We start from the raw sequence: 19,000 nt of genomic DNA on the forward strand, positions 1-19,000 counted from the left end.
CTAAATGTAGAAATTTGTCGATGTGTATAAAGTGTATATCGGTATTTTCTCATAAAATGTTTAGAAAAGTATTAAAATCATAATAGTTTTTGTCGAATAAACGAAAAATGGTCTATTAGGACATTAGATAAATCATCCTATTTATACACTACTAAAGTCATAGGTCCAATAATGAAATTGCATCACTTTAACGTGTTTTAGAATGATCTGCAAAGCTTCTTCATATAATGTTCTCCTAACGAACATCGCCAAAATAAAAAGTATCTCAGATTGCCAATTAATTTTCTCTAAAAAAATAAAAAAAGCCCCAAACCAGCTCAATACGAGCGGTTTGAGGACTTTTTTTCACGGACTTCTCACATTAGTTAGCTGGTGCCGTAGTTGCCTGTAAGGCCGTTTCACTTCCTTTCTCTGTCGCAGGTTGGTTACCGCCATCCATCCCGTTCGGAAATCGGACTTGCCCTCCTCCGAAGCCGTCTTTGACGCTGGGACCTCCTTTGCCCATCTTGGACAGATCTACCGTAGAGGCATCGATCAGTGCGCTGGCGTCAGCTTTTTGTCCCTCGGTCGTTGAAGGAATCTCTCCGTAAAGCTGCCCTTGAATGCTTTCCGTGCTAAGCGTTCCCAGCTTCGTTAACTTAGTAACAGCAGCTTTGTACTCGTCAAAGGTGTTGAAAGCAATTGGATCATTTTGCACATGGCTTGAAATCAATTGATCAAAATTCGCAACCGTTTGTTCAAATTTGCCGTCAGCAAAGTAACCATCTACGATTTCTTGCAAGTAAGCATGATACTTCTCCTTGTACTCAGGTACTTCGAGCAGCTTACCAAGGATCGGACGCTCCTCCATATCACATAGCTGGCTTGTTTCAGTGAAACTTAAATGGAGAGAGAACCTGTCCGTAAGCTTGTTCAATATGTTTTATTAACTTTATACACTTTTGTATATAAGGTATCTTTACAATCAGAAAACGCCGCTTCCGTAAGCGTATGAGGGTAACTCATCATCTTGAGCGGTAAATCAGGCTGCCCAATCTGGAGAGGTGGCTGTATGTAGTCGAAATCAATAAGATGAAAACCGAGCCGCGTATAAAAGTTTACTCTCCGCTCCGCTATATCCGTGGTTGGGGGCTCCACTTCCAATAAAATGGGCTTTGACGATTCTCCCATATATGCCGTCATTAATTTTCCGCCCAATCCGCTTCCCCGTACGTCAGGATCAACAGCAATGTGCTCCACAAACCGAAACATAGGAAATTCCCATACGGCTAAAAAAGCAACGATCTTGTTGCCCTCGACTTCAGTAATAAGACGATAATTAGGATCAGATAGCAGTTCCTTGGCTCCTTCATAAGTCCTGCGTTCAATAATAGGAAATGAAGCTTTCATAATCGCGTAGATTTGGTCAAATTGGCTGTCTTCCATTATCAGATTCTCCCTTAAATAGACTGCATTTCACACTGCTATGATAACATTCATATGTTGAAAATAAAAAATGCCCGTTCACTACAAAAAAGAGCCCGCAAACTCGCGTGGCCCCACTTTTGTTATTCCAATTTTACAATGATTCCGTACTGAGCGTGAAACCTTCGATAATGACGTCTTCGTCAACTTCGATCAAGATACATCGTTTTCCTTGATAATTCACCTGTCTCACATACTTTAAATCTTGCGGACTGACCGAAATCGTGGCTACTTTTGTATCAATCTTAATGGATTTCGACGTGAACTTCGGAAGGACGCTGCTTGCTTTAATTTCATAGTTTTTGTCGTCAACGACATTTTGAAACGCCCGTTCCACCTTTTCCTTCGTCACGTCCTCCACGCCGCTTACCATCAGCATACGTTCCACATCTTGATAATCCAGCTTCGGAGGCTCCTCTTCCTCGTTGGACTCGATGACCCGATGAATTTCCTCGTACACCTGGGCAATCGTAGCGGCATCCATTTGTTCGCCTGCCACTTCCTTCACGATATCTTCGAAAATAGCTCTCTCTTCCATCGCCGTCACGGTCTTCTCGGCATTCAGGACTTGCTCGATGAAGGGTACATTCGGTTCATGTGCTCTCCCCGAGCAATACAGAATGCGATTTACATCGGAATAGTTGTCCGTCACGCTAGGGTAGAAAAACCCTTGCTCCGGCGTGTTCAATTTAATAATCGGATCCACGAAGACATTATACTTGAATTCCCTCTCGACATAATCAAACATGAGCGTTTTCCGCTGCTGCTCCGTGGAATTTATGCTGCACAGAATGAACAAATTCGCGAACATTTCGTCCTTTTCGCTCTGCTCGGCTTCATCGTTCCTCGCCTTGGTCGGACGGGAATATTGTCCGCGGACAAAAGTAATCACCGTATCCTGTTCGTATACAGTATCCACCAACATTTTATCCACCAGCAAAAGCATTAGATCCTGCCATTCTTGCGGATCACCGGTCACCAAACCTTGATGAAGAAGCACCTTTGTAGGCTGTTCCGCTTCTTCCTGAAATTTCAATTCGAACATCTTCTGATCTAATTCGCCGGTCAGCAGTTTTTTGAAATTGGCCATATAGAGCTCCTGCTTCTCTCTGTCCAATAAGGCGAACGGCTGGCGCTCGTAGTGGTAGATCTCGTTGGTTTCCTTCATAATATACACGTTAAAAATGTCGTAAATATTTAGCATCTCGTGATCCAATTTAAATAACTTGCGAATATGCGCGATTTCTTTTTTCATCATGATCCGTCAGTCAACTCCGCTTCCACCATTACTTCCCTAGACAACTCCGCTCCATATAAAGCGAACTTGTGTTTCCCTATCACTTAGATGAACACTTCCTGTATGTTAATTCATAATGATAATTTTCTCAACCATTTTAAAAATTTACCTCAAAAAGGTTTTGGAGACTATATCAATTAGAGACACAAAATATCTAAATCATGTGCATTTTATTCCCCCTTTAAATCATCTACTATTATAAATATAAAGGAATTGCACATCAGTCTTATACAAACAAAGGAGGCTTTTTTATGACTATTCAAATTCAATCCGAGAGAGTAAATCCACTAACACCGGAACAAATCAAGCAGTATCATGAAGACGGATTTATTATTATTAAAAATGGCTGCAGCGACGATCTAATCGATGCTTTTAATTCGCATATTCATGCTATCCGTTCTTCCGAATCTATGCCTGAATGGGCAAAACCAAGAAAAGGCGGAGCCGTCGTGGATGACAAGGACCGCTTTTCCCTCCGGCTGTTCAATCCTCACCTGCATGATGGCTTTTCGTTGCAGATGATGAAATTGCCGGTTGTACGCGGCGCATTGGCCCAAGTTCTGGGGGATGAAGCTACTGGCGTCCAAAGCATGTACTTTTACAAAGAACCCGGCTCTCCAGGGCAAGCTGCGCATCAAGACTATTACTACATTAAGAATGATCCGAATACGTTGACCGCCGCATGGGTTGCCATGGAATATACCAATGAAGAAAACGGCTGCCTGTACGTCATCCCCGGCTCTCAGAAACTCGGAGTTCTGCCTCACGGCGATGTGAAAAATTTACAGGAACACGAAGCCTGGACCCATGAGGTGGAAGGCATCGATTTAAGCAAGGAGATTCCCGTTATTTTGGATAAAGGGGATATCTTGATTTTTGACAGCAACCTTATACACTCTTCTACTCGAAACCGTTCCAACCGCTGGCGCCGCTCCTATGTATGCCACTACATCCGCCATGACTCAACGATTGAGAGAGAAGATTTAAAAAAGAAAATCTCTCTTGTATAATGAAAGAAAAGCTGTCCGAAAGGATGGAATAATCGAATGGAAATAGCATCCAAGGTGGAAGTCATTCCACCTTCTTTTGTTGTGACGAATACCTACGCAGGTACCGTGGTTTATGGCCCCGGTGGGAAATACGGTCCCCGTACGCAGATGGACCTGCAGCTTGTCCTGGTTCATAGCGGCTCCATGACCGTAGAAATTGACGGCGTCCCCTTCTCTGTCCCTCCTGAGAGCATTGCGCTGCTCAAACCAGGGCATGAGGAGATGTTTCATTTTAATGAGAAACGTGACACGTGGCACCGCTGGATTGCTGTGGCTGTCGAACCGCTTTTGCCGGATGCTGCCGCTTATTTCGAGTTGCTACCGCTTTACATCCCTCTGACGGCGCGACTGAATCAATTAACGAATATGCTGATATCTTTGCAAAACGATGGGTGCTCTACGGAGGAGGAAGTGGTAAAAGCCTTAGGCCGTTCTGCTCTGTGGTTGTATGCGACGGAGTATTTGCATTTGGGACTGAATCACCTGAAACATCCCGCCGTTGTCCTTGCAGTTGAAACCATCCACGAAAGATTTGGGGAAGAACTCAACCTTAAGGATTTATCGCAAATTACCGGAAAAACGCCCGAGCATATGATTCGGCTGTTCCAGCGTGATGAAGGGGTTACACCGATACAATACTTATGGCAGTACCGGGTAAAAAAGGGGTTGGAATTGCTGCGCAGTACAGGCTTGAATATTGGTGAAGTTGCCGAACAGTCAGGTTTTAAAACCTCGTACCATTTTGCACGCACCATCAAACGCCATACTGGTCTAACACCTAGTGAAATTCGTAAGGAACACTACAACAAGCCCTATCGCTCTGGAGCGAACGTGTAATTGAGAGGAGCCCGGCCACGCTTTTCAAGCGTAGTACCGGGCTTTATTCATTATCCTTTTACAGCTCCTGACGCAACTCCGCTGATAAAATACTTCCTCCCCACTATACTTAGAAGAATTAAAACCGGAACCGCCATCAGAAACGCGCCTGTAATCGGCGTAGCATAGTCCTCTTTATAGGGATTATTCATCGTCGAAATGCCTACGGATAACGTCATTTTGTGCTCCGAGGTTAAAAAGATCAACGGGCTTAAATAGTCATTCCACGAGTTCATAAAGTTGAGAAGGCCCACAATTCCGATACTGCTCATGGACAAAGGAACTGCGATGCTCAAAAATGTCCGCCATTCCGTACAACCATCCACCCGTGCACTTTCATAAAGTTCTTTGGGTATGGCCGTCATTATTTGGCGTATCAGGAATATGTTAATGGCCGATATGGCTCCCGGAAATATTAAGGGAAAGAACGTATCCAACCATCCCCACTGTTTGAACATAATGAAACTCGGAACGAGCGTCATCTGCGATGGAATCAGAATGGTTGCAATTACAATAGTAAATAGCACATTTTTCCCTTTAAAATCATACCTTGAGAAGCCATAAGCAACCAAGGCATTACCAATCATAGAGAGCACAGATACCGCTACTGCAATAAAAACTCCGTTGAAAAATTGTGTCCAAAACGGTATCTTCTCGAACAGCAAGATAAAGTTGTCCAGCGTTGGATGCAGCGGAATCGGATTCAATGGAGATGCAACGATGTCATCGTAAGTTTTAAATGATACTCCTACCATATAAAGAAAAGGGAGACTGAATAATAAGCTCAACAAAACTAAAGCGGTATATACAGCTATCTGATGAATTCGGTTTGCTGTCATTGTGCATTCCCCCTTTACTTCTTCTCCTGGAACATCCGGATTTGAATAATACCTACGATCAGTAGGATGACAGTAAACACATAACCCACAGCGGATGAATACCCGAAGTTTTGTAACCGGAAAGCTTGCTGGTAGATGTACATCGTCGGGAATAACAGTGATTGCTCAGGTCCTGACTGACCGGGGCCGGCAAGCACAAACGGCTCGGCAAACATGGTAAATGAGCCGATAATTGCCTGAAAGACGATAAAAGTCATGATAGGTCTCAGCAACGGTAAAGTCACAGACCACAACCTTTGGACCGCGTTTGCCCCATCTATTTTGGCCGCTTCGGTAAGCTCCTTAGGGATGTTTTGAAGTCCTGCCAGAAAATAAAGGATGTTAATGCCTAAATATCTCCATGTCAATAATAGGATTAATGAGGGAAGCGTCCACCTTGGATTCTCCAACCAACCGATCGGATCGATACCGACAAAAGCAAGCACTGTATTTAAAATACCGAATGATCTGTTAAAGATGAATCCGAAAATGATGGCTACCGCAACAGCCGATGTAATATTAGGTGTAAAAAAGAAGGTCGCAAACCACCCCTTCTTCTTTTCTATGAAAGGCTGGTTAATTAGCAAAGCCACCATGAGCGCAATGGGCAAGATGATAAAGACACTGCCCCCTGTCGCTTTCAACCCGTTCCACATCGATTTCCAAAAAACATCGTCATTCATAACAAGCGAGTAATTTTTGAAACCTGCGAAGGTCAATTTGCTGACACCTTGGTATAAGCTGAGCCAGAACCCGTACAGAGTCGGATATAGGCTAAACACGGCAAAGTGAATAAAAAAAGGACTAATGAACAAATATGGTGCAAGTTTAAACCACTTTGACTGTTTGATAGGCAACGTTCAAACCTCCTATGAACCCAATGTCCAAACCTTATGTAACAAGAAGAAAGGAGGTGCAGGTTGCCCCTCATCTCCCTTGTCATTAAAACTGCCCGCCATCTAACTGGCAGCTTCATTTTTCTTAATCGACTGCTTTAATTCATCATCAACCTTTTGAAGAAACTGCTCAGGAGTCAATTTGCCACCTTCCAATTCAAATCTATACTTATCCCAAGCATCGGTGAATAAGGTCCGCCACCAAGCCTGGTTTTGGTTTGGAGCTACAGCTACAAGCTTGCCGTACAGATCTCCCAGATCCTGTCCGCCGAAATACTTCGTATATTTGCTTTGCTCATGCAAGCCCTTCTCCTTGACGGAAGTCAGAAGCGCAGGGAACAGGTTCACAATTTGGAAACGTTTGACGGAGTTTTCCGGTGTTAACTGCGCAAGCCTCATAAATTCCCAGGCTAATTCTTTATTCTTGGAAAACTTTGAAATCATCAAGCCTGTTCCGCCCCATACGGTAGTCGGAACTGATTTCGGGCCGCCTAAAGGCATGGGAACAGCCGCCCATTTCCCCTCTAATTCCGGTGCGTTATCCGCAAGCAAATTAACCCACCAATCGGGACCGAAAGCTGCTATGTAATTCCCTTTCTTGAATTGATCCCAATATGCCGGGCCGTCATAATAGTTTTTATCCATGATACCGTCTTTTTTCCATGCGTACATCCGCTTCAAAGCTGTTTGGCCTTCCGGGGTATTAAATCCGGGTTGGCCGTCTTTCGTTACAATATCTCCGCCCTCTTGCTTAATAAATAATTCGAAATAGGTTTGGTCCCCTCCAGTTTTTGTAGTGGAGTTTCCGGGAAAAATAAAATGTTTATCACTGACTAATTTTTTAGCTTGCTCCGTAAATTGGTCCCACGTTTTGAGCTCTGCTACATTGATTCCTGCTTTATCAAACAAATCTTTACGATAATAAAGAGCAGAAGCCGTTGCGGCATGTTCGATCCCGTACTGCTTGTCGTTAATGGTATACAACGCTTGCCGACCTTTAGACATCACTTCGGTTAGATTGTCTTTTTTCAAATAGTCATTCAACGGCATGAAAGGGATATCACCGCGAATAAATTTAGGAAACTGTCCTTGTTCAATGTCGATAAGATCAGGTGCGCCCTCTCCTCCCGATTTGGAAATAACGGAGTATTTGTCGACAAGCGCTGTGCCTTCCATTAAATTAATCTCAACCGTAACATCCGGCTGTTTTTTCTTAAAATCTTCCTTCACAGCCTCAAAAAACCGTTTATGAGGCTCTGCAAACACCCATAATGTTAGCTTTTTTCCATCTGCATTTGTTTGCGCTGCATTTTTATTATCGCCAGATGTAGACTCTCCGACATTAGGTGTACATGCAGTTAACGCGATTGTTAACGAAATTGCTGCAGCAGTCGATGACCACTTTTTTCTCATCATCTACACACCCTTTCCAATTCTTGAAAATTTAGTAGGACTGTCTATAATTCAAATCATAATGTATGCGTTTACAGTTGGAAATGCACGAACATCCATTAAATTGTGTCCGAGATTGATATAAACGCCACCAGCCGGAACGGGCGCAATAACTTGCGTTCGTTCCGGCTGATGTAAACATCCTCATTGGATGTTTCTCTCAATGCAGATGCGAGATATATTCAAAAGCTGTTGTCCCGTAGACACTTTTGAAATGTTTGTTTAAATGAGTTAGATCAACAAATCCGCAGGCAGCTACGGCTGAATAAATATCTTTATTTTTCTCGATTATACATTTCGCCCGTTCGATTTTGGCGTTTAAGAAGTATTGGTAGGGGGATATGCCCATATGTATACGTATAATTCATCGCCTTCTTCGCCCCATGTTGATGTACGGTGGATAAAATAACGATATTCGTAGGTCCAGGCGTAAACGTAGCAATTATACAGTAAATAACAAAAGATGTAATATTCATGAGAACCTCCGCTTTCCGGCTTTTCTCATATATTACATCTTAGCTTATGGTCACTATTGCAGATATTGAGCGTCATGCGCTATGGAACTGTGTGGTAATGCTCTTATTTCGACATCTCCTTGGCTGTGGATGCACGAGGTTGGAAAGAAAACTTCGGCAGCTTCAGCAGAACAGCAACCAGCAACAACAAGCTGCCGTTGATGGCGAACACGACGGGAATCGAGAGTTGGGTTGCTAGAAAGCCCCCAATTAACGGACCCAGCAGCAGGCCCATTTGATTGGCCGATTGATTAAGGCTGAACGCACGGCTGCGGAAGCCCGGTTCCGTATGAGTAGCGATAAAAGCATTAAGCGCTGGAAATACGGCAGCAAAAAAGAGCCCGTACACAAACCGCAGTGTTCCGAATCCAATCAAATCGTGGAACAAGATTTGCAGAAAATTCCCGATGCCTCCGCCAATAAGCCCGATGAACAATACCTTCTCGTAACCCAGCTTGCTTCCGAGCTTGCCCCAGCGAGGCGCCGCAATCAATGTGGCAACTCCAACCGCAGAGAAAATGATACCCGCATGAAGCGATGCGGAGGACTGACTGGAGCCAAGCTTCAGCACGTAGATCGTTAATAACGGTTCCAAAATCATAATTGACGTCGATGTAATAAAGACAATGAACAGCGCGGATACCAGCGTCCGATTCGCAAGCGCTTCCTTCAGGTCGTTAAGCACCGAGGAACGCTTCGCCTCGGTTTTAACAAAAGAAGGCTCCTTCACCCAAACCCATGCAATCACGAAGGCAATCAGCACCATCACACCTGCCAGCAAAAAGGTTTCACGCGTGCCGATCAAGTAGCTTACGCTCCCTCCCACCAGCGGTCCTATGACGGAAGCGGCTGCTCCGGAGGTAGAGATAATGCCAAGCGCATAACCAACATGTTTCTCCGGCGTATTCGTTGCTACGAGCGCTATGGCTGAGGGAATATAACCCGCGAGCAAGCCTTCGATAATTCTTACGAGGATAAGCTCGTAAGGATTTTGAACGATGAAGTATAAAAAATACGCGATGGACAAACAAATCCCGGCGCGAAGCATCATAGGCTTCCGGCCATACTTATCGGCCATGGAGCCCCAGAATGGAGCGATTAATGCAGCAGCCAAAAATGTAATGGCGAATACGACACCCGTCCATAGTTCCAGATGGTTTTGTACACCGAGATCATCTTGCAGAAATATAGACATAAACGGTATGGATACCGTATAGGCCATACTGACGAGGAAAGTCCCTACCCACAGCACGAAAAGATTTCTTTTCCAGGAATTATCAGCCAAAAAAGCACTCCCTTTTCTTCATTTGCCTCTATCTTACCATTAAAATGAAGTGATTCTTAATAGAAGGTTTTTTTAAGATGATAAAATGTTGTAATGACTCTTCGTGTAGATTACATCTGAGGCAGCGTTACCGTAAAGGTGGTTCCTTCCGACGAACTAGCTACTTCCAAGCTGCCTTCATGAACTTGAACGATTTTCTTTACAATGGAAAGTCCAAGACCTGTCCCACCGGATGCACGCTCACGTGCACGATCTACCCGATAGAAGCGGTCGAACAAAAACGGCAGATGCTCCGTCGCAATCCCATCACCAGTATCCTGAATATGTATTTTGCAAAAAGAGTTCGTCCGTTCGGCTCGTATATCGATGCTTCTTCCCTTCGGGATGTGGTTGACGGCATTGCCAATCAAATTCATCCAAACTTGCATAAGCAGCACTTCATCGCCATAAAGGTTGATCGTTTCAGGTATAGAAAGCTTTAACAGCAGCTCCTTCTCTTCAATCTGCCATTGCAGGACTTGAACAGCTTGGCGAATCTGCCCTCGCAGCGAAAAGGATGTCTTGTTTACGGATTCTTGTCCTTGTTCAAGTGACGATAGCAAAAGAAGTTGCTTGCTTAACAAAGATAAGTGGCGGCTCTCTTTCTCGATAATGGATGCATAATGCTTTCTTTCATCCTGAGGAAGTTCACGATCTGCGAGTACGGAGGCAAACCCTTGAATGGACGTTAGCGGTGATTGAATCTCATGTGAGACGTTGGCGACAAATTGTTGCCGTGCTTGATCGACTCTTTCCAATTCATGGCTCATGGTCATAAAATGCTCAGCCAATTGCCCGATTTCATCGCGGCGATGGATGGGGAGTTTTATCTTATAGCTTCCCTGAGCAATTCGTTTCGTCGCATCGGACAAGCGTGTGATCGGTTTCACTAAATAGGTTGTACTGATTAAAAAAAGCACGATGCTAATGGCAATGGTGAACAAAATGATTTGTGCGAAGAATATGCGCAATTCACCAAATTGCAGGAGCACATCCGGGCGTATGAAGAGGGCATAGGTCCTGTCCCTTCCATGAACGGGGACACCTACTGTATTGCTCAATCGATTATCGAAAAAACCAGAGATAAAAGGCTTGTTCGGGAACTCAGCGACACCGTGATACAAGTTGCCGCTAAGGACCGATTTTTTCGTCTGATCATCCATATCATGTTCTCGGAAATCACGTCCATAGTAGCGATTGGTCCCTTGGCCATCTGTCAAATAAATTTGATACCCAAGTGCCGCGGCGTTTTGCAGATATAAGGGCATGTCATCAGGTTGTTTCTCCGCATACTGCTTCATCTGCTCTGCAATGCCAATTAATTTCTCGTCGTTGTAGGGTTTAAGTTTGACATGATAGTACATATTGGATCCGAGAAAACCAATGACACTACTTACAATTATTACCATCAATGTAATCAGGAAGACCCGAGAGTATAGCGACTTCATGGCTTGCCCACCTCTATTTTGTAACCGATCCCGCGAACCGTCTTAATAGAGAAATCATCCATGTATTCTGCAAATCGTTCACGAAGCCGCTTAATATGCACATCAACCGTTCGATCATCACCTTCGTAATCCATTCCCCAAACAAGTTGAATCAGTTCATCGCGCGAGAATAAGCGGCCAGGATACTCGGCAAGCTGAGAAAGCAATTCAAATTCCTTCATCGGCAGCAAAAATACGGCCTGGCCGTCCGTAACCTCAATATTTCTCCGATCTATCGTAATTCGATTTAAACGAATCATATCACTTGAAGCTCGATGATATCGTCGGAATAAGGCTTTAACCCTGAATACCAGCTCTTCCGGCTCGAATGGTTTGGTCAGATAATCGTCTGTCCCCTGGGTATACCCCTTTTCCTTGTCTTGCAGTTGATCCCGAGCAGTAAGCATAATAATGGGGATATCGTAATTTCGTCGAATATAGTCACATAGTTCGAACCCATCCATTCTCGGCATCATGACATCAACAATCGCTAAATCAATAGGTGTTTGCTTCATCAGCTCGATAGCCTTCATGCCATCCTGAGCCTCGTAAATCCCAAATCCTTCTTTCGTCATCACATATCGAAGCAGTTCTCGAATATTCGCATCATCGTCTGCAATGAGCAGGTTCCTCACGATTATTTCCTCCTACAGCCTGAATTCAGTCTCAACTAATTAAAATCCAACCACTCCATATTGTATCACGGATGAGGCGACTTCATTTAATCTCAAGCCGGCTAAACTTCCAAAACAAAAAAAAGACAAAAATCTCAAGAAATATATTCTCAAGAATTTGTCTCCAGCAGACTTCTTTTATATGGTGGAAATTAAAGAGCCATTACCGAAGCAGACTTCTCTTTATTGCTATTAGCATTGGAGCTGTTTAACACGCTTAGCTTCAAGCACTCTCATCGTCAAGGCGGCTACAATCAAGGCAACACCAGTAACGAGGAAAACGAAATGGATCCCTATCATTCCTCCAAGAACACCGCCAAGCAAGGGACCAGCGACAATGCCGAACTGATTCGACGATTGGTTTAGGCTGATAGCCCTTCCACGAAAATCAGCTTCACTATATTTGACAACAAGTGAATTCAATGCGGGATAAACGGCAGCAAAAAACAGCCCATAACTGAAACGCAGTATACCAAAGCCAACAAGATGATGAACACCTAGCTGGAGTAAATTTCCAATACCTCCGCCGATTAGCCCTATGAATAGGATTTTGTCATAACCGATACGTCCTCCGATTATACCCCATCTGGGACCCATGATGACGATGGCAATGCCCACTGCTGAAAAAACAACACCCGAGCTGAGCGTAGCATTGTTTATACTGCCGCCGATTTGAACCACATAGATCGTTAACAGTGGTTCCAGAATCATAACGGAAGTTGAGACTAATAAGGTTAGCCCAAATATCTGCATCAATCGTGTGTTGCCAGCAGCTTGTTTAAGATCGCCGATGACGCTTGGACGATTCCCCGTACGCCGTTCATGAACCTCTTTAACACCTATCAGAACAATGAAAGCGGAAACTAATGTGATAAGACCAGATACGATGAAGCACGCCCGCAATCCCAACCAGTGACTAAGAGCACCTCCCGCGAGCGGCCCCAAAATTCCTCCAGCAGCAGTAGACGTCGATATGACGCCTAGTGCGTAACCGACATGTTTCTCTGGTGTATTCGTGCCGACCAACGCAATTGAAGCAGGACTAAAACCCGCCATAAGTCCTTGAAAGATCCTAACTATCATGAAACTATAAGGATCATGAACGAAGTAGTTCGCGAAGTGTGCCAAAGCCAGGCCTATCCCAGAACGAATAAGCATAGGTTTCTTGCCATATGTATCCGCGAGCCCTCCCCAAAATGGCGCACACAAACCACTAATCAGAAAGCTGATCGAAATGGAAACGCCCGACCAAACTTCTAAACCTCTCTGAATACCTAAATCTTCTTGCAAAAAGATAGGAAAAAACGGAACTGAAAGGGTATAGGCTATGTGATTAAAAAATAGGCCAAACCATAACATATAAAGATTACGTTTCCAATAGCGTTCCATGCTGCCACCGCTTTTCTCTGATTACCGTGCCTTCTCTTTCCTACCTCGTTATTTAAACCCTGTAAGAGCTATCCCTCGAATAATTTGTTTCTGAAAAATGAAAAAAATAACAATAAGCGGAATGACAGATAATGAGGCTCCCGTCATGATTAACACCCAGCTTGCGCTGTCTTTTAATTCACTTGAGAAAAAAGAGATTCCTACCGGAATCGTCAGGCGTTCCGGGGTTTGCGTAACAATTAACGGCCATATAAACGCGTTCCAACTACCAAGAAAAGATAATATGCATAGCGTGGCAAGTGCAGGCTTTACAAGCGGAATGGCTATACGGAATAGAATGTTCCACTCATTCATTCCATCAATTCTTGCAGCATCCAGTAGGTCCACTGGCAAGGATTCCATGAATTGTTTCATAAGGAAGATACCAAATGCCGAGATAAGACCAGGAAATATAATACCTATATACGTGTCTACCCAACCTAGCTTTACGGTGAGCAAATACCAAGGAATGATGAGCATTTCGGTAGGAACCATTAATGTGCTCAGAATGGCAGCAAAAATAAGTTTCTTTCCTCTAAATGAGAACTTTGCCAAGACATACCCGATCACAGTATCAAAGAAACAGACGCTTATCGTTGTTATAATAGCTATGATAACGCTGTTCAGAATCCATTGAGAGAATGGCGTCCGAATGAATACTTCCGCGTAATTAGACAATGTTGCTTGTTTCGGTAATAGATTTAGTGTGAAAGCATCAACCGGAGATTTCAGAGATGTTGATATCATCCACACAAATGGAAAAATCATGCCCAAACTTCCGACAGCTAGTAAAATCAACCGGAACGTTCTGCTCATTGTTACACCTCCGTAATCTTGGCCGTTCCGTCAATATTCAATCTTTCTATTGAGTATCTTCATCTGCAAAAGTGACAATGACAGGATCATTGCAAATAAGATAATCGTAGCCGCCGATGCTTCTCCCATTTTAAAATGCTTAAATGCTAAATTATAAATGTAAAGGACTAGTGAAACTGTAGAGTTCAGGGGTCCGCCGTTAGTCATGTTCAGCACTTGCGTGAACGATTGCAGAAAGCTTATCGTCGCAATCACGATCGAAAAGATGATCACGGGATTCAGCAGCGGCAGTGTGATAGACCACAATCTTTGCCATGAATTGGCGCCATCAATCGCAGCCGCTTCTTCATAGGACTTCGGTACTGTCTCCAACCCCGTCAGGAAAATGAGCATTTGAAACCCGATATTTTGCCAAATCATAACGGCAATAATGATGTAGATTCCCTGTGATGGAGATCCAAGAAATAGCTGCGGCTCGAACCCAAGCTTAATCAGCAGCGCGTTCACAATACCGTTCTTCATCAACGTCCAACGGAACACCCAACTTACGGCCACAACGCTTGTCACATAAGGGATAAAATAAAGGGTACGAAAGAAACCCTTTAACCGATTTAACCGCTGCAGCAAGAGTGCAATCACAAGTCCTACCAGAAGCTGTGCAGGCACACCAACAATGACATAAATGAGCGTATTTCGAATCGACGCAAGAAAAACTTCATCCTGGAATAAATGAACAAAATTTTGCAAGCCGACAAAAGGCTTCTCTTCCGAAAGCAGATCCCACTCTCTGAAACTTATGTTAAACGAGTAAAGGATCGGTACGATTCGAATGCTTAAGAAAAAGAGAAGTGGAATTAGTAAGCAGCTGTAAATGAACAAATATTTTTGCTTTAACATCATTTTTTATCCTGCTTGGCCCAATAATCATCAAATAGCTTTTGAGTTTTCTTCACCAGGTCATCAAAGGCTTTTTCATACGGAACTTTGTTCAGCACGACTTCATCAACAGCCTGCGTGAAATAATCTCTCTCGAGTTTCTCATCCACGAAGTAATGCGCATGAGCATAGCTGAGCTGACTAATGAACGGCCCCAGTTTCTCATCCTTCGTATATTTATCTTGGAGAGCGACCTCTTTTTTGGCAGGCAGCTCTCCTACCTTCTCCGCCCACTGCTCCTGAACTTCTTTACTTGTTAGAAACTGCAAAAATGCCGTAGCAGCCTCAAGCTTCTTTCCTTGCACATTTTTAGTAATCGCGTTTGCCCAGAAGGAAACCTGAGTAGCTTTATCTTTATAGGAAGGCAGTGGCGCAACAGCATAATTAAGGTTCGGCGCGTCTTTACCTAATCCCCCCAGCTGGAAGGAACCGTCAATGTTCATCGCTGCATGGCCACCTTTGAACGCCGTGATGTCATCGTTGTAAAAATCTTTTGTACCCAATTGATGAACAAGCGACAAGTCAATTAGATATTTGAACGCCTCTAAACCTGCTGGGGATTCGTTCCACAGAATATGCCGACGGTCATCGCTGATATCTTTACCTCCCGCTTGATAAATCAATGCATCACGGAACCAGTGGTGCAGCTGCGCCCCCGGCTGCCAAGCAATGCCCTCAACAACAAATTGACCATTCTTGTCTTTTTCGGTTAACTTCTTCCCATATGTGACTAGCTCATCCCAAGTAGCGGGCGGTTTACTCGGGTTAAGTCCTGCTTTCGCATATAGATCCTTATTGTAGAACAACGCAAGTGTTCGCACCGCCGTCGGTATGGCAAAATATTTTCCATTCAGCTTCGCTGTCTCAACAAAAGGGAAAAACTCTGATTTAATTTTCTCTTCAGAAAATGCACTTTCCGGTAGAGGCTGTAAAAAGCCCGATGAGACATATTTGGGCAGCCAGCCATAATACAGATTGATGACATCCGGTCCTTTGCCGGCAGGTACGAGCGTCGCCACTTTCTCATTGTATTGATCATATGGGAAAGTAGTTTGCTTTACCGTTATGTTCGGATATTTCTTTTGAAAATCGTCAATTAATTTGGTAATGAGCTCCACCTTGGCTGGGTACTGATACTGCCAGTATTCAATGGTCACTTTTTCATTACTTGCATTGGCCGTAACCGCTGCTTGTGGTGCGGTCGGACTATTCGGAGCTGTAGTCGATACCGATTTACTATCTCCTGCCGAACAACCGGTTAGTAGAACAATAAATCCTAAAGATGAAACAAAAGCTCCTTTGGCTATGCGGTATGTGGTTGTCATGATCTTTTTTCCCCTCCACTTATCAGTGAATATGTACCCACTTGCAGTAACTTCCTTGCATTATTTCCGAAAATAAGTTCAATATCCGTTTCACTGAACCGAAGATCTCTACAGACCCGGACCTGGTCCTGCAAATATCGGTATACGAAACCTCTAGGGAACGCGCTCGAATCTGTGCCGAATATGATGCGTTCAGGCCCAATGAGTTCATAGGTTTTGCGAAATAACGTCTCCAGCGTCAGCTCATAAGGACTCCATCGAATCCACTGATTGGATCCCGAAGTGTCGATATAGACATTGGGGCAGCTCCAGCATAAATGCAGCAGTTCTTGGAAATATCCGGCTCCAAAATGCGGGATGATAAACGGGATGTCGGGATATTCTCTTGCCACGTTAAAAATGGCCAGCGGGTTAATGTTCAAATGCTGCACAATTCCTCCTGTGTGACCTAACAAGCCAAAATGGATCAAAACCGGAAGCTTTCTCTCAGCCAGAAACCGCCATACCGGAGTCAATCGAGGATCATGAAATGGAATCTCAACCAGCGGTCCAAATATTTTATAACCTTTCAAACCTAAGATATCAACGGCTCTCTGGAGTTCTTCCGCAGCATTCGGCTCTTCAATGTTGTGATGGGCAAATCCTGTCACACGATCGGGATATTTACGAATTTGCGCAGCCAGATCATCGTTATTCCAAGCCGTTAAGAAATTAATACCGCCTATCGAATATCGATCTAATTCATCGATCCATCGATCTATGAGCGGACGCTTGGACTCCTCTTCATTGTCAGACTGGGAAGGAAAATCCCAAGTCAAACGCATACGCTCGGATCGCAGCGCTTTATGACGATTAATGAACTCATGGCGTGAAGCTAATGGCAAAGAATAAGGTAAATGAGCATGAATATCAAAAACACGAAAACCATTTTTAAACATAGCCATCTTCCTCCTTAAGTTATGTCTCCAAGAATGATAAAAAAAAGATGTGTTATCTCCTCATGGCAGAAGAAAACTCATCTCCGGTTAACCGGTAAATTGAACTGAACGGATCTATTTATCTTGTTTAGCCAGTTTATCGAGTACGCGTTCCACTTTCACATGAGCATCGTGTATCGCGCTTCTTTTACTAGCGAGCCATTCTTTTTCAACATCTACTCGCTGATCTTGCCCATTCAGTGCCCGCTCCACCTCCGATGGATTCGGTCCGCCGATAATCTTTCGGACATGAATGAAATTCCTGGGATTCAACGCAAGTTTTAGCCTTTCTTCACTTATTTCCAATTTACGTCCAATGATTTCAGAAGCGGCATCGTTTAGCAGTTCTAAAGAAAGGTAACGTTTGGAATTTCCGAACTCCAACGCTTTTCGCACGACACTGCTAACAATGGAATGTGCGGTTCGAAACGAAAGCTGCTCCTCACGAACCAATGTATCCGCAAGCTCAGTAACCGTCGAAAAGCTCTCCTCTGCTCTAACCTCCAGCACTTCGTTATTAATCGTAAGTGTTGCGATAACATTAGCAAGCAACCGATAATTGGATTCAAGTATCGCAAGGCTTTTCCACGCGTAGGGCTGCATATCATCTTCGGTATCAACAATATCGCCAAACGGGGTATTATGAATCATCGTCAACACGGTCTGTGTAAGGCCAACACAACTGGACAATAGGGAGCGCATATGCTCAATAGATACGGGATTCCGTTTCTGCGGCATAATAGAGCTAATCTGAACATAGGGATCCGCCACCTTCAGAACGGCAAACTCTTGTGTGCTCCAAAGCAGCAGTTCTTGTACAAAACGGCCTAGGTTTATTGCCGCAAGTTGAACACTTGTTGCGATTTCACCGACGTAATCCGCTCCGCTAACTGCATCATATGCATTCTCAATAAGATCATCAAATGCAAGTAATTCAGCCATACGCTCCCTGTTCACAGGGAATCCGGAAGTTGTTAGAGCAGCAGCTCCCATACTACTGCGGTTGCAATTCGCGTAGGCTGATTGAAGCCGGCGGATATCCCGGCCAAGCGAGTCAGAAACTGCTGCTATATAATGGCCTATCGTCGTAGGCTGGGCCTGCTGGGTATGCGTATAACCAATCATTATTGTATGGACGTGAGAACGTGCAAACTGCAACAAACTCTCCTCCAGAAACAGAGCGGATGACAATGTATCCAAAAGTTTTTCCCGCAGCGTAATTCTATAGATCGCTATTCCCATATCATTCCGGCTTCGCCCTAGATGCAAATTACCTGCAGCTTCCCCAGCCAATATGTGCAATTGGTGCTCGACTTCAAAAAACAAATCCTCGAATTCTCCCGTGTAAGAAGTTTCTCGCAGCCGCTCAACATCCATATCCTTTAAAGAGACTGCAAGCGAATGGGCATCATGATCACTTATTAAAGATTGCTCCCACAGCATGATTAAATGCGCTTTGTTAATGTCCATCATGGGACTCAACAATTCTTCATTGGCATGGTCATAGGCTGGACTCAAGACAACTTCCGCATATGTTTTCCCAGGGAACTTATGGTCCTGATCTAATGTTGGAATAGGCATTTGATGAGACATCCTCCTATTAAGC

General features: G+C 44.0%; 17 protein-coding genes and 2 pseudogenes. 2 read left to right on the forward strand and 17 right to left on the reverse strand.

Annotated elements, in window-relative coordinates:
- Nucleotides 1-361: 361 nt before the first annotated feature.
- From RQP52_RS26350 to RQP52_RS26360, 3 genes are all read right to left on the reverse strand, one after another.
- Nucleotides 362-850: a CotH kinase family protein gene (locus RQP52_RS26350; RefSeq protein WP_315954601.1), complete on the reverse strand. Its 489-nt coding sequence runs from the start codon at nt 848-850 to the stop codon at nt 362-364.
- Nucleotides 851-912: 62 nt separating this feature from the next.
- Entirely contained in the window at nt 913-1,425 is a 513-nt protein-coding gene (locus RQP52_RS26355; protein WP_315954602.1) for a GNAT family N-acetyltransferase, read from the reverse strand.
- 133 nt (nt 1,426-1,558) lie between these two features.
- Nucleotides 1,559-2,722, reverse strand: coding sequence for a DUF4317 domain-containing protein (locus RQP52_RS26360; RefSeq protein ID WP_315954603.1), 1,164 nt, complete (start codon nt 2,720-2,722; stop codon nt 1,559-1,561).
- Nucleotides 2,723-3,012: 290 nt separating this feature from the next.
- Between RQP52_RS26360 and RQP52_RS26365 the strand changes: the two genes are divergently transcribed.
- Nucleotides 3,013-3,771 (forward strand): phytanoyl-CoA dioxygenase family protein, encoded by a 759-nt coding sequence (locus RQP52_RS26365; RefSeq protein ID WP_315954604.1) that lies wholly within the window; start codon nt 3,013-3,015, stop codon nt 3,769-3,771.
- Between the two features lie 36 nt (nt 3,772-3,807).
- Entirely contained in the window at nt 3,808-4,647 is an 840-nt protein-coding gene (locus RQP52_RS26370; protein ID WP_315954605.1) for a helix-turn-helix transcriptional regulator, read from the forward strand.
- 50 nt (nt 4,648-4,697) lie between these two features.
- Here RQP52_RS26370 and RQP52_RS26375 read toward each other — a convergent pair whose 3' ends face one another.
- From RQP52_RS26375 to argH, 14 genes and pseudogenes are all read right to left on the reverse strand, one after another.
- A complete protein-coding gene (locus RQP52_RS26375; protein WP_315954606.1) occupies nt 4,698-5,525 on the reverse strand; it encodes a carbohydrate ABC transporter permease in 828 nt (275 codons plus the stop codon).
- Between the two features lie 14 nt (nt 5,526-5,539).
- The gene (locus RQP52_RS26380; RefSeq protein ID WP_315954607.1) at nt 5,540-6,421 is read right to left on the reverse strand and encodes a carbohydrate ABC transporter permease; all 882 of its coding nucleotides are present in this window, start codon (nt 6,419-6,421) and stop codon (nt 5,540-5,542) included.
- 102 nt (nt 6,422-6,523) lie between these two features.
- Nucleotides 6,524-7,873, reverse strand: coding sequence for an ABC transporter substrate-binding protein (locus RQP52_RS26385; RefSeq protein ID WP_315954608.1), 1,350 nt, complete (start codon nt 7,871-7,873; stop codon nt 6,524-6,526).
- A gap of 199 nt (nt 7,874-8,072) precedes the next feature.
- Nucleotides 8,073-8,264 (reverse strand): annotated as a pseudogene (locus tag RQP52_RS26390) (helix-turn-helix domain-containing protein); the annotation flags it as partial.
- A gap of 1 nt (nt 8,265) precedes the next feature.
- A pseudogene (locus RQP52_RS26395) lies at nt 8,266-8,388 on the reverse strand (LysE family translocator); the annotation flags it as partial.
- Nucleotides 8,389-8,491: 103 nt separating this feature from the next.
- Nucleotides 8,492-9,712 carry an MFS transporter gene (locus RQP52_RS26400; RefSeq protein WP_315954609.1) on the reverse strand — a complete coding sequence of 407 codons (1,221 nt, stop codon included), beginning with the start codon at nt 9,710-9,712 and terminating at the stop codon, nt 8,492-8,494.
- Between the two features lie 110 nt (nt 9,713-9,822).
- Nucleotides 9,823-11,199, reverse strand: a complete 1,377-nt coding sequence (locus RQP52_RS26405) for a sensor histidine kinase (protein ID WP_315954610.1) — start codon at nt 11,197-11,199, stop codon at nt 9,823-9,825.
- Nucleotides 11,196-11,873: a response regulator transcription factor gene (locus RQP52_RS26410; protein ID WP_315954611.1), complete on the reverse strand. Its 678-nt coding sequence runs from the start codon at nt 11,871-11,873 to the stop codon at nt 11,196-11,198. Before RQP52_RS26410 ends, RQP52_RS26405 begins: the two co-directional genes overlap by 4 nt.
- 231 nt (nt 11,874-12,104) lie before the next feature.
- Nucleotides 12,105-13,301 carry an MFS transporter gene (locus RQP52_RS26415; protein WP_315954612.1) on the reverse strand — a complete coding sequence of 399 codons (1,197 nt, stop codon included), beginning with the start codon at nt 13,299-13,301 and terminating at the stop codon, nt 12,105-12,107.
- A 48-nt stretch (nt 13,302-13,349) separates the two neighbouring features.
- On the reverse strand, nt 13,350-14,156 hold the full coding sequence (locus tag RQP52_RS26420) for a carbohydrate ABC transporter permease (RefSeq protein WP_315954613.1): 807 nt from the start codon (nt 14,154-14,156) through the stop codon (nt 13,350-13,352).
- A gap of 30 nt (nt 14,157-14,186) precedes the next feature.
- On the reverse strand, nt 14,187-15,056 hold the full coding sequence (locus RQP52_RS26425; RefSeq protein WP_315954614.1) for a carbohydrate ABC transporter permease: 870 nt from the start codon (nt 15,054-15,056) through the stop codon (nt 14,187-14,189).
- Entirely contained in the window at nt 15,053-16,417 is a 1,365-nt protein-coding gene (locus tag RQP52_RS26430; RefSeq protein WP_315954615.1) for an extracellular solute-binding protein, read from the reverse strand. The genes RQP52_RS26425 and RQP52_RS26430 overlap by 4 nt, the downstream gene beginning before the upstream one ends.
- Nucleotides 16,414-17,355, reverse strand: coding sequence for an amidohydrolase family protein (locus RQP52_RS26435; protein ID WP_315954616.1), 942 nt, complete (start codon nt 17,353-17,355; stop codon nt 16,414-16,416). The genes RQP52_RS26430 and RQP52_RS26435 overlap by 4 nt, the downstream gene beginning before the upstream one ends.
- A 114-nt stretch (nt 17,356-17,469) precedes the next feature.
- Entirely contained in the window at nt 17,470-18,975 is a 1,506-nt protein-coding gene (gene argH / locus RQP52_RS26440; RefSeq protein WP_379173963.1) for an argininosuccinate lyase, read from the reverse strand.
- Between the last annotated feature and the right edge of the window lie 25 nt (nt 18,976-19,000).

Source organism: Paenibacillus violae (assembly GCF_032461945.1).
In the GTDB taxonomy this organism is placed as follows: domain Bacteria; phylum Bacillota; class Bacilli; order Paenibacillales; family NBRC-103111; genus Paenibacillus_E; species Paenibacillus_E violae.